Here is a 15306-nt window from a genome sequence, read left to right as displayed (position 1 = left end):
GAAGGGGAAAATAATATAACAATAAGTACCCGGCTATGCCGGGGTTGCCTACGGCAACATCATTGCTGAAGTCTTTTCAGTAAAGAGTCTGGATCATCAACAGGTGAGTATCCATCTATAAATTCGTCTTCAAAGTTCTGAGCAGCTTCATCAGTGACCGAAAATAGAAATGAACATGCAGAACCAACTGTGATAGTGAGTATTCTTACATCAGTCCCAAAGCAGCTACTTGTACGCTGAACGCTTTCAAACTTGGGGTTCTGGTAGGCTAGGCATTCATACCACTTACTCATCAAGTAACGAACACCATCTTCGGTAGCGATTCCAGATTTCAACGGCAGTGAACACTGGATCATGTAATTCAAGTTGCTTGGCAATTCAATAACCATGGATTGCTTCACATCGAATGGGGAGTCGTCATCGAATAGCGTGTTATTGATTTCGTGACAGAAGGCAAGAGTTGTATTTTCAGGATCGGGGACTTCAGGTAACCCGCAATCATTGAGTATTTTAAGGTAGTCCAATTGCATTGACGTAGCTCCATGTTAGTCATGTCCAATCACCGATTTGATTAGAGCCACCTCGCAATAGGTAGCCCTAGATTATATCACCTTCATGCAGTTCTGAGTGTTTGAATAGCCGAGAAATCAATTGAATCCCATTCAATCTGGCGAATGATGTTGTAGCGGTCTTTCAGCTCGGTAAGCTTCGTATAACGCTGAATAGTTTCGCTGCCATCGCCGGGGCGATGGCCCACAATGTGCGCAAGCTTATGCTGAGGCGTATTGTGTTTATTCGTTAAACAGGTGATAAATGTATGGCGGAAGGAATGGAAATTCTTATGCTCACCGGCTTTTTGCCCCACATTGCAGTTATTGGAATTTCGGTAGGTTTCATTAAACCAGCGGGAGAAGCTTTGCCCATAGCCGTCCCTCTTGAATTTAAGGTCAGTAAAGAGGCGCTGAGTCGTTACCCGCTTTACGAATTCAATAAACCCTAACTCAATCAATTTCGGATGAATTGGCACCAACCGGGCATGTGATGGTTTCTTGAGGTGCTTCTCCTCACCATCTTCATTGATATCCAATACCCAGATACCGGTTTCTCGCTCCTGATAAACATCAGCCTTGTATAGCTGGCACAGCTCGTTTTGTCGCGCCCCTGAAAATAAAGCGAGCAGAGGTACGTAAAAGTGACTTGGCTGTTTATGGGTGCCATTCAAATATTGATCAGAGTTGAATAGCTTCTTTAGATCATTGGGACTGAATGCATCCCGTTGACTGATTGCGTGCTTGGGCTTTTTGATTACCCGCTGCAAAGGCAACTTGAGATCAGCTTTCATCAACCCATTACGGTAACCCCAATCTAAGAATGCCGATACCTTGTTCAGATGTCCTGATAGGGTCTCAGCACTCAATAGGTGGCTCTCAGGAATATCCATTACCAAGACCTCATCCAAAGTCAGTGAGCGGTATTCCTTCCGCTTGGTCCTATTGGCGGGTAGCTGGAGCAGCTTGCCTTTGTAGTCCAACACATGGGGCGTATTCAAAATAGCGCAATCTTTGTCACCGACAATTTGAATAAAGGTTTCTATCTTCAAACCTAGGTTCCTTTCATTGGCAGCAATGGCTTTCGGACTCCAAGTTTTGCGTTTTTCTGCCAGGTACTTCTTCAGGGCACCCGATAGGGAAAAGGAAGATTTTGTATTCAGTTGGATAGGCATTTGGGCTACTGGCTTGCCCGCTACAACCTCTTTGATTTGTGGCAACCCGATAGGAACTTGCTTCGAATGCTTAACCAGCGCCCGCACAGCATTTGAATAGTTTTCTGGCTGATTGCCGTAGGCTTGGGAAATATCATCCAACACTACAGCCCATCGTCGAGCTAATATCAGTGCAGTGTTCCTGTCCCTTGTAGCCAAAGATTTCCTGAGCCGCTGAAGGGTGTTTGAATTGACAGTGAAGCGCCGGGGAACCCGGTACTGGAATTGGTAAATACCCAGTCGATTTTTTGTAAGGTAAGAAGGTGTTCGTGACCGTGAAGTTGCCATGTGTACCACACTTTGTGCCACACTCTGACTTCCAGAAACAACAAAGCCCGCACTAGGCGGGCTTTGTATCAATTTTGGTGGAGCCTAGCGGGATCGAACCGCTGACCTCAACACTGCCAGTGTTGCGCTCTCCCAGCTGAGCTAAGGCCCCATATAGGTTTCTCATCTAGGCTAATCACGCCAATTAGAGAGGGATGGCTTTCGTTGAAAGCGGGGCGCATTCTATCACTGTGGCCGGTGCTGTCAACAACAATTGGTAAGTTTTTCAAGGATTTACTTGGGCTTGGCGATAGTCGTTCTTGCGGATGCCTAAAACTAAAAGGCCCAGCTGCTAAGGGCTTGCTGGGTCTATATTTGGCACTTATCTATGTCTTTCAGGCTGAGCTCAACTTTTGACTTGCTGCTTACTAGGCCTTGCTCTGCTTCTCGTCTTCTTCGTCATCTAGATCTAGCTTAAAGCCCTGATCTAGGCCTTCATCCAGATCGATATCTAAATCATCGATAGAGATGGTGTTCATTAGTCCGAAGTCGTCGAAATGCAGGCTATCGTCACTATCACTATTGTCTTCATTAGGCAGTTCGCCCAACTCGGATTCTTCCACTTGCAGCATTGGAATGTCTTTGCGGTTCCAGCGTGCAACACCAGATATTAACGGCTCTATATCACTGTTTTCATCCGCTACCGGTTCTTCTTCTGCCGGAGCAAGAGGTACCTGGACAATCGGCTCTTCTGGCACGTCTGGCTCGTCGATTTCCAACTCTTCGCGTTTGCGCACTCTAACCACTGGCTCCACTGGAGCCGCTGATTTATTAACATCAAGAGAAGGCTCTTGCTTGTCTTCAGCGGGCTTATTAAAGCGATTTAAAAAACCACCTGGGCGACGAAAATCAAGCCAAGCTAGGCCAGCCAATACAGCGGCTAAAATTAAACCTAACCACAAAAAGCGCGAATCACTATCGCTTTGTACGCCACTGTCGTTTACCGTCGGCTGCGCTGCAGCAGTAACCTCATTTACACTCGCCTTATCGGCCAGTTGAGCACCAACGCCCTGGCCTTCGTATATATCATTGGCTTGATCGCTGCTGGTGTTAGCAGCAGAATCCGTTAGGTCGTTTGCGATCTCACTAGCGGCACTTGGCTCTGTTGAGTCAATGTCACCCGTTAATGATTCTGGGCTCGTTGCTTCAGCTTCGTTAGTGTTTTGAGTAGCAAGCAGATCATTGCTTGCGCTTTCATTGGCTATAGAGCTTTCAGTATCAACGTCTTGGCCAGCCTGCTCGCTTGCCGCACTGTTTAAGCCCGCCAAATTAGCATCTAAGCTGCCATTACCCTTTTGCTTCTCCAGCATGCTTAGGGTTTGTTGTAGCTGTTGCTGAAAATGTTCAATCTGTTTTGATTGCAGTAGTACCAGCTCTTGCAATAAAGCAACGCTGTCATCACCCTCCACTGCATCTATGCGCTGGCGCAAATCGCGGTTTTCAAGATTGAGCTTATCAGTAAGCTCTGAAACCATTTGAATTTGCTGATTTATCGGCAGCTGATCGCCAGATGGCAAATCACCATTTAGGATTTGCTCTTCGCTCAGCGGGGTATCGCTTAAGCGCAGACGCCCACTGACTTCGCCGTTGCTAGCTTGCTGTGCGGAGTTATTAAAATCTTCGGCACTTGGCAGCTCAGGACTTACATCGGATACATCTACCGAATTCATGCTTAATGCGCGGCTAGGTACGGCGGCCTCGCCACGTAACTCTAATTTTGCACCCACTCGCAATTGGTTCATGCCACCGGCAAAAGCATCGGGGTTTTGCTGGTAGATATCGTCAATAACTTTTTGCAAAGAGATATTAGGATCTTGGCGCATCTTTTGAGCCACCTGGGATAAGGTGTCTCCAGGCTGCACGGTGTAATCTACCTTAGCGTTCGAGTTATCAGCTCTTTGTGGCGCAGCTTGCTGTGGCGCTGGCTCTATATCCTGCAGAGCCGCAACTGGCTCATCTCTCCAGCGCGGCATTTGTGCATATTCAATTTTGCTCGGCAGGCGCAGGCTCGCACCAACTTGTAGCTGGTCTATGCCACCTTCGAAGGCTTGCGGGTTACTGCGGTACAAATGATTGGTTACCGCCTGCAATTGGATATTGCTATCGATACGCACTTTTTGCGCAATCTGAGAAAGTGTTTGCCCTGGGCGAACGCGCCAATATTCAGCGTTTTCACCACTGCTCACCGGCACCATAGGTGCGGCTTGTGCAATTACTCTAGATGAACTGGCAGCCGGTCGATTGGCCTGCCCTTCGTTAATTAGAACTGGGCGAACATTTGCTGCGGCTTGTGCTGGCTGTTGCACAACGGGCGCTGGGATTAATTGCTGCCCTTTTGGGTCTAGCAGCAAACTGTATTCACGGTAGCTTTTGCCCTTTGGCCACTCTAAGGCCAACATGAAGTTTAAAAATGGCTCATTGACAGGGCGATTGGTGGTAAGTTGGATAACAAGTTTATCGCCCGTCCTTTCGATTTTGGTACGCAAGGGAAAACGGATGGCGACAACATCTACCCCAAGCTCAGCGGCTTCTTCTGGGTAGATTTGACGTAAATGAAGATCTTCTGGATTGTATTCGCGCTTGGGATCAAGCACTTCAATTTGGGCGCGCAGAGGCTCACCGAGCCAACTATCGTGCTCGATATTTCCGAGACCCAAGGCTGCAACCAACGTAGGGCTCAGCAATAAACAACTGGCCAAGCCACTGCGCAGAAAATTGCTGCTTCGCTTCAACTTAACTTCCATGTTTTTGCTCGGTGAAAAACCGTAAGTTAGCAATTGTCTTTTTAATAGCGTTACCCCTTTCAACCATCCTAGTCGCCTATTTTGTTGGCGTTTATTAGGTTCCAACCTAATTACTTCTTATATTACTTATGGAATTTTAGTCAAATGTGAGCTAATTCACAACAACTCACCCTTAGAGTGATGGTTTATCACGCCAAGATTGGAATTTAGGCGGAAAATTCCGCCATAAATTCAAATTACTAGATAAGTATAGCGCCTAATTCCTTATCTGCCTCCATGCCACACTTCTGATTTCTGGGTGGAGCTACCCTAAACTTTGGTAGGATTTTTCCAGCTTTTTCATAGCTTTCTTACCAAATTCGCCAAATTGAGCATTTAAGGCATGGCGGATTCTGGCGCGACTCATATCGGGGCCTAACAAGGCCATGGAATCCATAACCGAAAATGATGCCGTTGTGCCCGCAATGGCAATAAATAGCGGCGCCAAGAAATCCTTCAATTTGATGTCCATTTGGGTAGACAGCTCTTTCAAACAATTGAAGATTTCATCTCGCTCCCAGCTGCGCAGAGCTTCTAAGCGCCACAAGGCAAATTGCAGCACGTGCTTTAACTGCTCTTCTTCCAGCTTAACTTGGGCAAAGCTGTCTTCGTTGATTGGCAACTGCCCGGCCGCTAAAAAGCTGGCCAGTGGCGCAAAATCACTCAAAGTGTTCATTCGGCTTTGCGCCAATGGCAATACCTTCACTAAGTTATCGCGGTTTAAAGCCCACTCTTGCAGGCGATCGGCCAATTGCTCTACCGAGAAATCTTCACGAATCCACAAGCCGTTTAACCAAGTAAGCTTTTCCACGTCAAAGATTGGACCACCCAAACTCACACGCTGAATATCAAAGTTGGCCATCATTTGATCAAGGCTGAACTTCTCGCTTTCATCGGGCATGGACCAACCCATACGCCCTAGGTAATTCAGCAAGGCCTCTGGCAAAAAACCCATGCGTTGATAATATAAAATACTCGTTGGGTTTTTACGCTTACTCAATTTAGATTTGTCAGGATTACGCAACAGCGGCAAATGACACAATTGAGGCATATCCCAGCCGAAGTATTCATACAGTAATTTGTGCTTAGGGGCCGAGTTAATCCACTCTTCACCACGCAACACATGGGTAATCTCCATTAGGTGATCATCCACAACATTCGCTAGGTGGTAGGTAGGCATACCGTCAGATTTTAATAGAATCTGGGCATCCACCTGCCCCCAGTCAAGCTCGATAGTGCCACGCAACATATCTTCTACCGGACATGGGCCTTCACCTTCTGGAACCACCATGCGAACCACATAAGGCATGCCATCAGCTTCACGCTTGGCCGCTTCTTCCTCAGTAAGCTTAAGCTCGCTAGGCTTAAGTGCCGCAAAACCACCTGCCTCGCGGCGTGCGGTGCGCAACTCGTCTAGCTCTTCTGGGGTACGATAGCACTTAAAGGCATGCCCACTATCAAGCAATTGCTGAGCATATTGTGCATAGATATCTTTACGCTCACTCTGGCGATAAGGGCCAAAATCCCCACCCTTATCTGGGCCTTCAGCCCAATCTAAACCTAACCAGCGCAAGCTGTCATAAATAGCCTGCTCAGATTCGAGAGTGGAGCGTTGCTGGTCGGTATCTTCGATACGCAATATAAACTCACCGCCGTGCTGCTTAGCAAAACACAGGTTAAACAAAGCAATATAAGCAGTACCTACGTGGGGATCTCCAGTAGGTGAAGGGGCAATACGCGTGCGTACAGTCATGTTGTATGGTTCCAAAATACGCCATAAAGGCAGGGCAAATCTATCAGAGCAGCAGTTGCTGCATATTCAAAGGCCGCAATTATACTGCATGCACTAGCAAGTCCACTAGAGTAGCCCCACCTTCATGCTACTATTAACCGCCTATGTTGATAACAAGCTGCACTCAAAGGAACATTGATCATTAATACCACCCGCCCCACTGCTAAAAAAATACTGCTAATTTGCAATCCAATTTCTGGTTACAGCGATAAATACTGGCTAGATGCACTGTGTGAACAAATAAATCAAGACGGATATTTTTGGCAGCGCTACGACACCCAATCTAGTGGCGATGCTACCCGTTATCTTATCGAAGAAAATTGGCAGGCCGATCTAATTATCGTTGCCGGCGGTGATGGCACAATCAACGAGGTGGCCGCTGGCCTGCTTGCCAAGCAATGCTTTGACACTCCAATACTGGCGCTATCCACAGGTACCGCCAATGTCCTTGCGAGAGAACTTGGCATCAATGGTTTAGCAAAGCGCCATAAAATTCCCGAGATTATGGCTCTGATCAAGCAGCGCCCAATTCGAGAAGTTCAGCTGGCAACGATTAATCAAAAAGCTATGCTGTTAATGGCAGGGGTCGGCTTTGATGCGTGGGTTGTACACAAGCTGGATTCAAATTTAAAAAAACGCTTTGGCAAGCTGGCTTATGTTGTATCTATGTTCAAGGAGCTGTCTCATGCTAGCCAGAGACATTATGACCTTAGCATTGAGGATGAAATACATAAAGTTAATGCTGCTATCGTCAGCAATGGCCGATACTATGCGGGCTCCTACACTCTTTGCCCAAACGGCAGGCTAGAGGACAAACACCTCACTGTAACCACAATTACAGGCAATACGGCACAATTCATATTGGCGTTACTGGCATTACCCTTAGGCTTAATGCATAAATGCCCCGGGGTCGATCAATACCGAGTTGCGGATATCGAGATTACATCCCCACAAGAAAATGAGCCCATTCAGCTAGATGGCGACGATTTTGGCATGCTGCCCTGCAGGATTAGCAGTAGTGACAACTGTCTGAAATTCATCCACAAAGCTCATTAACATTGCGATAAAAAGCGCCACAATAAGCGCATTCGCACAGCTCGTCGGCGAAACACTTAGATCAATAAACCATAAAAACCCACCCGCCACTCTAGCTTTCATTCTTAAAGTGAGCATTTATTCATCAAGCCAGAAATTAATGTTAGTGTTTACTTCGGCAGAATATATTTTAATTGGGCGAGTTCCCCTGTTTTTGAAAAAAACCTGTCTTAGTGGCCAATTTTTAATCCGCCTAGACAAGCGCTTTGGGACAAAACCATTTAGCAAAATAAGCTTCTAAACTGTAAAGAAAGGTCGCACAATGATCTTGCAAGACAGTCGCCATGGGGTATGGCGAGGGAGGTTTAAAATGCTTAAACAACTTATCAAATACTGGCTAGCGCCATCTTTATGCCTGTGTTTTATCTCCACCACCATGGCGGAGAAATACGCTGAGACTTGGCAAGATGAGAGTCTTCACAGTATGAGCAATGAAGAGCTGCACGAAGCTGCAAAAAGCAAACGCAACTCTGAAATGAGCCATACTCAACAGGCTCTTAACTATCAGTGGATGGCGCAGCATGCCAATGAAACTGGCCCCAAGCGCAGCAACAAGGCCATTAAAAAAGCCTTCAAAAAGCACTTTAAGCAATATTGGGTTGAGAGTGGCGCTAAGAAAAAACGCTACAACGGCCTAAAAGATGACAACAAATTAGGTAAAACCAATTACGGTTTAAAGATGTCTGGCGATACCCTGAAACTGGCATTCGAACATCGCTTTTTCTAGTTTCAAGGGGCCGGCCCCCTCTCAGTAACGCTTCTCACTGCACTTTTCAAAAAGGTCTAGTCACAATTATGCGGCTAGGCCTCTTAATTTATGGCTCCATACTTTGCTACACTGCGCCTTTTTCTTTGGCGTTAAATCTATGTCTGATAGCAACAACACGGCTCTGCCCCCAGCTGCCCTATGGAAGCGCATATTTGCCATTATCTACGACAGCTTAATCTACATGGCCTTAGCGATGGCCTACTCAGCCTTAGTGTTATTCATTCAGGTACAAATCAGTGGTGAGCCAGCAGCTGGCGAAAGAGCCTCCATGGGCACCATTGGCTTTATCGGACTGGTATTATTTTTAAGCAGTTTTTGCAGCTTTTGTTGGCGCCAAAAAGGCGGGCAAACTTTAGGCATGAAAGCCTGGCGTTTAGCACTGGTGAACGAAGACGGTAAGCGCCCAAGTTGGGGGCAGTGCTACTTACGCTGTTTTCTCGCTCCTGTGATGCTGGCGGCAGCTGGCATCGGGTATCTATACGCTTTGATCGATAAAGACTCACGCTGCCTGCATGACATCATTAGTAAAACCTATATGCTGCAGTTGCCTAAAAGTAAATAAGCGCTGAGTATTTAGCGCCAATATCAAGCGGCAAGATACTTCACCCCAATAAAAAAGGGCGTTAAACAACGCCCTTTTTTATTGTGCACTCTCTAAATAATTAGCAACGATTAGTTGGCCTTACGAAGCAGCAAGAATCCTATTATCGCACATATGACAATAGGTATCGCCACGGCAATCACCGGCGGAAAACCGAAAACCAAGCTAGAAGGCCCTAAAAGATCTTGTGATGTGCGAAATACAATTCCAACCAAGACACCGGTAAAAATACGGTAGCCCATGGTAGTTTCGCGCAAAGGGCCGAAGATAAAACTTACCGCGATCAGAACCAAGCTAGCGGTTGCAAACGGCTGTAAAACTTTCTGCCAAAAAGCCAAGCGATACTGACTAGTTTCTAGCCCCTGTTGGTCTAGATATTCGGTATAACGATGCAAATCATTGATCGACAGTCCTTCCGGGCTTAGCACTAACAAAGATAAAAGCGCGGGTGTTAAATCGGTTTGCCACTGACGAGTTTGAAAGTACTTTTGCTCAATGTTTTTACCACTAGCGGAAAAGCTAGACACATTGGCCTTCTCTTCTAGCCAATGATCGCCTTGAAAAGTGGCGCGATCCGAAAAGCTCGATGAAAGCATCTTGCCTTCGGAATCAAACTGATAACGGGTCACCCCCATTAATACACCACCAGGTAATACCGTGTTGGCATGCACATATTCGTCGCCGTCACGATTCCACATACCCTTATCATCAAGCGCTAAACCACGCCCTAAAGCAACCGAACGTCGGCTCTCGGCAGCTTGTTCGGTAAATGGCGTTACATACTCACCTAGCAATAAACCTAAGGCAATAAACAGTAGTACGGGCTTTAGCACCGCAACGGTTATTCGAGCAACCGTAACCCCAGCCGCACGCATTACAACAAGCTCACTAGAGCTTGCCAAGATACCCAAACCAATTAAGCAGCCCACTAAGGCGGAAAAAGGAATGTACTCAATAATACGGCGAGGAATCGTTAAGCCAACGTAGATCAAAACCTCAGTAAAATTGTAATCGCCACGCATATCACTGAGCTGGTCTACCAAAGCGGAGATAACATCTAAAGATAAGATGACCAACAAAACCATCGCCACAGCGCCTACCACTGACTTAGCAATATACCAACTAAGCTGCAGCATTAGCTGTCTCCTGTGCATCTGGTTTATAACTTACCTTTCTCATCCAATCTGGCCAAAGCATTAGCAATACCGAGATCGCCAAAAATATTCCATGAATCCCCCAGATTCCCAGCCAAACTGAAACCTTGCCATCTTCCGCTGCGCCACGAGCAGCATTTAAAGAAACAAGATAAATAATATATAGCAAGATCGCTGGAATCATTTTAACGTAACGACCCTGACGAGGATTAGTTTTACTCAATGGTACGGCCAATAAACTCACGATCAATACCAGTACTGGAAGAGAAAAGCGCCAGTGCAAAGTGGCATTATCGGATACAGCCTGGGACTGCCATAATTCCATCGTGGATTTACGATCTGTTTTGCGAGGAATAACTGCACCCGGGTCATCGACGTGCAGGTACTGCCCTTGCTCAGCAAATTTTGTAACGCTATAAGATTGATGGCCCGGCTTCCCTTCATATCGATAGCCATCATTAAGCACTAGGTAGCGCTGCCCGTACTCAGGGTTATCAACCTGCCGTCCTTGTTTGGCCTTTACTACGCCTACATCACCTTGGCTACTGGCTTGACCGGCCATAAAAACCTGCTGCATTTCTTTACGATCTTCACTCAAGCTTTCGGTATAGCTAACCGCACCCGCACGGCTCAAAGGCATAAAACGACCAGGGTATAGACCATCAAATTCACTGCGCTTTTTTTGTTCGTTTAAAATCAATTCGGCTTTATCTACACCCATTGGAGTAATTGCCAGGGATAGCAAAGCGACAAAGGCGGCAACTAAAAGCGCAGGGATCAAGGTGAAGCGAGTCAGGCGAGCCTGGCTAAAGCCACAAGCCGAAAGCACGGTCATTTCGCTTTCCATGTATAGTCGGCCATAGGCCAGCAAAATACCAATAAATAAACCCAGTGGCAGAACCAACTCTAAAAAGCCTGGCACACGAAACACCATAATCGAAAGCAATACATCCGCATCGAGCTGACCGGCAGCTGCCTGCGCAAGATACTTCACAAAGCGCCCGCTCATTGTAATCAGCAGCAATACACTGCTTACCGCCAACATGGTAAACATGACCTCACGGGCCAAGTAACGAAAAATAATCACTCGCTGTCCTTTCTCTTTGCCAAATCAGCAACCTTCTTTTTATCGCACTGTCATTCTTGCCGGTTTGCCCATACTAGCAACAGGGTTAAGCTCTAGAGCTATGAATCCATATAAGACCAATAAAAACAATCTTAGATCCCAATTCACCCAACAATGGGGATCTTGCTGTTTCATGCGTCTTGGTAGACATAGCGCGAAAATGCTAAAGTGTCGGTTTTGAGTATTGCTGGTTTAACTATGGCCAGTGCCGAAGCCAACATGGCCTAAACTCTAATTTTGTCTATTATCCAGCAAACAGGATACTTTGTCTCGGAATTCACTATGATCAATTTTCAAACAAAAACAGCTAAAGCTAACGAGTTAAGCACCGATTGCGCCATTGTGGCGGTCTATGAAAAAGCCAAACTAAGCACAGCAGCAAAAGCTTTAGATGACAATGGCGCGATATCTGCTGTTTGCGCCTTGGGTGATTTCACTGGTAAAGCCGGTCAAACACAAGTAATTGCTGGTAACGCAAAAGCCAAGCGCATCGTTCTTTTAGGCCTAGGTAAAGCGAAAGACTTAAACGCAAAGAGCTTTGGCGATGCGTGTCAAAAAGCCTATGCAGCGATTGCTGGCAGTGCCTGCAAAGACGCTAGCTTGTTTTTGGATTCCGATAATGGAGTAGATTTAGAGAGCCAAGCGCGCTTTGCCGCTGAGCGCATGAATGCCAAGGCCTATCGTTTTGAAGAACTTAAAAGCGATAAGAAAAGCCCAGCTAAACTGAAGAAAATTACTCTAGTTATCGACAATAAAAAAGCGCAAAACGGCGTTAAAAAAGCCGCAGCCGTTGGCGCGGCCATCGCAAAAGGCGTTAGTCTAGCTAAAGATCTGGCAAACCGCCCAGGTAATGTTTGTACCCCTACCCACCTTACCGACAATGCCAAGCGCCTCGCCAAAGAATACAAAAACATGAGTGCCAAAGCGCTGTCAGCAAAGCAGGCTGAGAAGCTAGGCATGGGTTCTTATCTATCTGTTGCTGCAGGTTCCGATGAACCCTCGCAGTTCATCATCATGGAGTACAAAGGTGGCGCCAAATCTGCCAAGCCTATCGTGCTGGTGGGCAAAGGTATAACCTTTGATACCGGCGGCATCAGCCTAAAGCCTGGCGCCGGCATGGATGAAATGAAGTTTGATATGGGCGGTGCTGCCGCCGTATTTGGCGCCATGCAATCTTTGCTTGAGCTTGCCCTACCGATCAATGTTGTGGCTTTGGTGCCAGCTACTGAGAATATGCCAAACGGCCACGCTACCAAGCCAGGTGATATTGTTACTTCAATGTCTGGGCAAACCATTGAAGTGCTAAATACTGATGCCGAAGGTCGCTTGGTTTTGTGTGATGCTCTTACCTACGCCGAGCGCTATAAGCCTAAAGCCGTCGTTGATGTTGCTACCCTGACAGGTGCCTGTGTTGTGGCTCTAGGAAAGCACGCCACTGCCGTTTACTCAAACAAAGATGCACTGGCTGAGAAGCTGCTAGATGCCGGTAAGCAAGCCGAAGATAAGGCTTGGCACATGCCATTATGGGATGAGTACCAGCCACAGCTAGACAGTAATTTTGCCGATATGGCGAATATTGGCGGCATGCCAGGTGGCAGTATCACCGCAGCTTGTTTCTTGTCACGTTTTGCTAAAAAGTATGATTGGGCACACTTGGATATTGCCGGTACCGCCTGGCACTCAGGCGCTGCCAAAGGTGCAACTGGCCGCCCTGTTAGCATGCTAGTGCAGTACTTGATCAATGAATCAGGCGGCAAATAAGCCACTTAGTTTAAATAGAAGCTGCTAAGTAGGAAGCAGGCGTGACCCGAGTTGATTTTTATATATTGCCAGAGGCCGGGCTTGATGCCCGGCACAACTTTGCCTGCCGCTTGGTAGAAAAGATGTATCGCCTAAGCCAGGATGTCTGCGTGCTTACCCCTAATGCCCAGCAGTGCAGTGACTTCGGTCAACGCCTGTGGGCATACAACCCCACCAGTTTCATCCCCCACCGCTGCCGCACAGACGAGCAAAGCGAAAGCCATGAGCAGGCCGATAAGGTCTGGATTACGCACGGTGATGAATTACTTCAGCACCACAATGTCTTGGTAAACTTATCCTGTGAGCAACCCTCTCACTTTTCACGCTTTGAACGCTTATTGGAAATAGTGGTGCCAGATGAAGATGTCGTGCAAGCCAGCCGACAACGCTACCGCTTTTACCAAGAACGCGGCTATCCAATTGCTAATCACGATATGCGCCGATAAATAGCAGGCTTATGAAAATCGGTGTAAACTCGGCGAGCCTTTTCACAATAGCTTCAAGGCAAGGAATCAGGATAGCTAAACGCTTGGGACCCAGAGCATGACAGATCAGCCAACCAAAACTAAACAACAATTATTGGCCGAATTGGAATCCATCATGTCCATGCTGGACGATGATGCCGTCATCCCTACTTTGGATACTGTGGTAGAGCCATCAGCAAGTGAAGAAGAGCCTTCAGCGAGTAAACAAGAGCCATCAGCAAGTAAACAAGAGCCATCTGCGAGTAAACAAGAGCCACCAGCGAGTGAAGAAAAGCCATTAACAACTGAGGCAGAGCCTGCAGCAAGCGAACAAAAACGTGCGGTTGAAGTGAACCGCCAAGCCGCGATTTCTGAACAGCTTATCAGCGAAGCTCAATCTGGCGAAGCAATGGCGCCAGCTCTGGAAGATCGCCAGCAGCTTAGCTCTGAACTTGATGATGAGCTGCGCCAAGCAATGGAAATCGACATTAAGATTCCAGAAGTGCAAGTGCCCAATAGCCAGACACTTTTTGGAGTCGATGATGCAGATACAAATTCGGCAGATGTTTCAGATAACGATATTGAAACTGCTAAGCTGCCTTTTGGCGCCACCCTAGAGCCAGAAAAAGCGACCGATAGCGAAATAAAAAACACCGAATTAGAAAACACAGACATAGAGAATCAAGACGAGCCAGAAATACAATCAAACGTCGAATATCACGGCACCCCACAAGAGCACACAACAGAGTCGTTCGCCGTAGAAGAATCCCATGATATCTACACTCCTAAGGAAGGGCTGATCAGCGATAAACTGATAGCCGCCGCGAACGCCCAACTACAAACCCAGAAAGATAGCGACACCACCTTGCCACAACAAAATCCATTCCCGGCGCCAAACCGTAAGCTGCACTTGTTTAATGGCGAGGCGCAGGCCGAAGCCCCACTACCTGGACAACAGCAGCTGTTCGACCAAGACAGTGAGAACGCGAATAACTCTGGCCAAGTCATCACAGAGCAAGTAGCTTCAGACCAAGCTACCTCAGAACAGGAAAACCCAGATAGCCTTAGCGAAGAGCAGTTAACAAAGCCTCAAAACCCGTTTAAGAGCAGTAACAAAAGCGGTTCCGCTTACCCTCCGGCCAGCCTTCTTAGCTCCATGCGCAGGCCTAAACCGCAACATACGATAAAGCCCGATACTTCAGCAGGTGAAGCGGTAAAGGCAGATGAAAAGCCCAAGGCGAGCCCTTTCGAACAACAAGAAAGCTTATCGCTATCGCAATCAATAGAGCCCGAAGCAGTAACAGCTGAACAAATTACCCTACCCGAGACTGAAGAACCCAGCAACCAAGCGGCCATTGAAGCGATTGATATCAACGCCATGGTGGATGAGCTCGTCCAAGAGCAACTCCCCAAGCTGGAAGCCGAGCTTCGCAAGCGTCTAACCCAAGCCCTCTGCGCCGAACTGGAACTCTAAGCCAGTCAAATTAGGCCTAAACCGCTCAATTTAATACCTTAGAATTTGTTCAACGGCCTTAAATCTGGCCGCTCAGCCCTGTATAATGGGCGGTTTGCTAAGCCGTCCTAGAGTCCAGCTAACAAGCGAGTGCCTAGGGCTTAATTTCACGCAGTCGGA

The 15306-nt window shown here is 47.2% G+C and carries 12 protein-coding genes and 1 tRNA gene; 6 read left to right on the top strand and 7 right to left on the bottom strand.

The features are described 5' to 3' along the window. Window positions 1-59: 59 nt before the first annotated feature. From Q1A41_RS01480 to gltX, 5 genes are all read right to left on the bottom strand, one after another. Window positions 60-389: a hypothetical protein gene (locus Q1A41_RS01480; RefSeq protein ID WP_299973685.1), complete on the bottom strand. Its 330-nt coding sequence runs from the start codon at window positions 387-389 to the stop codon at window positions 60-62. 224 nt (window positions 390-613) lie between these two features. Further along, entirely contained in the window at window positions 614-2071 is a 1458-nt protein-coding gene (locus tag Q1A41_RS01475; RefSeq protein WP_299973683.1) for a site-specific integrase, read from the bottom strand. 54 nt (window positions 2072-2125) lie between these two features. Continuing rightward, window positions 2126-2201, bottom strand: a tRNA-Ala gene (locus Q1A41_RS01470). A 256-nt stretch (window positions 2202-2457) separates the two neighbouring features. Next, window positions 2458-4833 carry a LysM peptidoglycan-binding domain-containing protein gene (locus Q1A41_RS01465; protein WP_299973680.1) on the bottom strand — a complete coding sequence of 792 codons (2376 nt, stop codon included), beginning with the start codon at window positions 4831-4833 and terminating at the stop codon, window positions 2458-2460. Window positions 4834-5137: 304 nt separating this feature from the next. Beyond that, window positions 5138-6625, bottom strand: coding sequence for a glutamate--tRNA ligase (gltX, locus tag Q1A41_RS01460; protein WP_299973678.1), 1488 nt, complete (start codon window positions 6623-6625; stop codon window positions 5138-5140). Between the two features lie 174 nt (window positions 6626-6799). Here gltX and Q1A41_RS01455 point away from each other — a divergent pair, with 174 nt between their 5' ends. The 3 genes from Q1A41_RS01455 to Q1A41_RS01445 all read left to right on the top strand — a co-directional run bounded on the left by Q1A41_RS01455 (window position 6800) and on the right by Q1A41_RS01445 (window position 9090). Further along, window positions 6800-7720, top strand: coding sequence for a YegS/Rv2252/BmrU family lipid kinase (locus Q1A41_RS01455; protein WP_299973676.1), 921 nt, complete (start codon window positions 6800-6802; stop codon window positions 7718-7720). 349 nt (window positions 7721-8069) lie between these two features. Beyond that, entirely contained in the window at window positions 8070-8486 is a 417-nt protein-coding gene (locus tag Q1A41_RS01450) for a hypothetical protein (protein WP_299973673.1), read from the top strand. Window positions 8487-8625: 139 nt separating this feature from the next. Then, window positions 8626-9090, top strand: coding sequence for an RDD family protein (locus tag Q1A41_RS01445; protein ID WP_299973671.1), 465 nt, complete (start codon window positions 8626-8628; stop codon window positions 9088-9090). Between the two features lie 110 nt (window positions 9091-9200). On the opposite strand, the gene lptG is transcribed toward Q1A41_RS01445, so the two are convergent. Both lptG and lptF read right to left on the bottom strand, forming a co-directional pair. After that, complete coding sequence (lptG, locus tag Q1A41_RS01440; RefSeq protein ID WP_299973668.1) at window positions 9201-10265, bottom strand: LPS export ABC transporter permease LptG; 1065 nt, start codon at window positions 10263-10265, stop codon at window positions 9201-9203. Further along, on the bottom strand, window positions 10252-11370 hold the full coding sequence (gene lptF / locus Q1A41_RS01435; RefSeq protein ID WP_299973665.1) for an LPS export ABC transporter permease LptF: 1119 nt from the start codon (window positions 11368-11370) through the stop codon (window positions 10252-10254). The genes lptG and lptF overlap by 14 nt, the downstream gene beginning before the upstream one ends. A gap of 321 nt (window positions 11371-11691) precedes the next feature. Here lptF and Q1A41_RS01430 point away from each other — a divergent pair, with 321 nt between their 5' ends. The 3 genes from Q1A41_RS01430 to Q1A41_RS01420 all read left to right on the top strand — a co-directional run bounded on the left by Q1A41_RS01430 (window position 11692) and on the right by Q1A41_RS01420 (window position 15147). Next, window positions 11692-13170 carry a leucyl aminopeptidase gene (locus tag Q1A41_RS01430; RefSeq protein WP_299973662.1) on the top strand — a complete coding sequence of 493 codons (1479 nt, stop codon included), beginning with the start codon at window positions 11692-11694 and terminating at the stop codon, window positions 13168-13170. 41 nt (window positions 13171-13211) lie between these two features. Further along, a complete protein-coding gene (locus Q1A41_RS01425; protein WP_299973659.1) occupies window positions 13212-13655 on the top strand; it encodes a DNA polymerase III subunit chi in 444 nt (147 codons plus the stop codon). A 97-nt stretch (window positions 13656-13752) separates the two neighbouring features. Next, the gene (locus Q1A41_RS01420) at window positions 13753-15147 is read left to right on the top strand and encodes a hypothetical protein (protein ID WP_299973657.1); all 1395 of its coding nucleotides are present in this window, start codon (window positions 13753-13755) and stop codon (window positions 15145-15147) included. Window positions 15148-15306: the final 159 nt, after the last annotated feature.

It is taken from the genome of uncultured Pseudoteredinibacter sp. (assembly GCF_947502065.1).
GTDB lineage: Bacteria > Pseudomonadota > Gammaproteobacteria > Pseudomonadales > Cellvibrionaceae > Pseudoteredinibacter.
This window is presented reverse-complemented; position numbering and strand designations above follow the sequence as displayed.

Coding starts and splice junctions, on each gene's coding strand:
- Q1A41_RS01450 (WP_299973673.1), top strand. CDS start 8,070: ATGCTTAAACAACTTATCAAATACTGGCTAGCGCCATCTTTATGCCTG.
- lptG (WP_299973668.1), bottom strand. CDS start 10,265: ATGCTGCAGCTTAGTTGGTATATTGCTAAGTCAGTGGTAGGCGCTGTG.
- Q1A41_RS01420 (WP_299973657.1), top strand. CDS start 13,753: ATGACAGATCAGCCAACCAAAACTAAACAACAATTATTGGCCGAATTG.
- Q1A41_RS01430 (WP_299973662.1), top strand. CDS start 11,692: ATGATCAATTTTCAAACAAAAACAGCTAAAGCTAACGAGTTAAGCACC.
- Q1A41_RS01465 (WP_299973680.1), bottom strand. CDS start 4,833: ATGGAAGTTAAGTTGAAGCGAAGCAGCAATTTTCTGCGCAGTGGCTTG.
- Q1A41_RS01445 (WP_299973671.1), top strand. CDS start 8,626: ATGTCTGATAGCAACAACACGGCTCTGCCCCCAGCTGCCCTATGGAAG.
- Q1A41_RS01480 (WP_299973685.1), bottom strand. CDS start 389: ATGGTTATTGAATTGCCAAGCAACTTGAATTACATGATCCAGTGTTCA.
- gltX (WP_299973678.1), bottom strand. CDS start 6,625: ATGACTGTACGCACGCGTATTGCCCCTTCACCTACTGGAGATCCCCAC.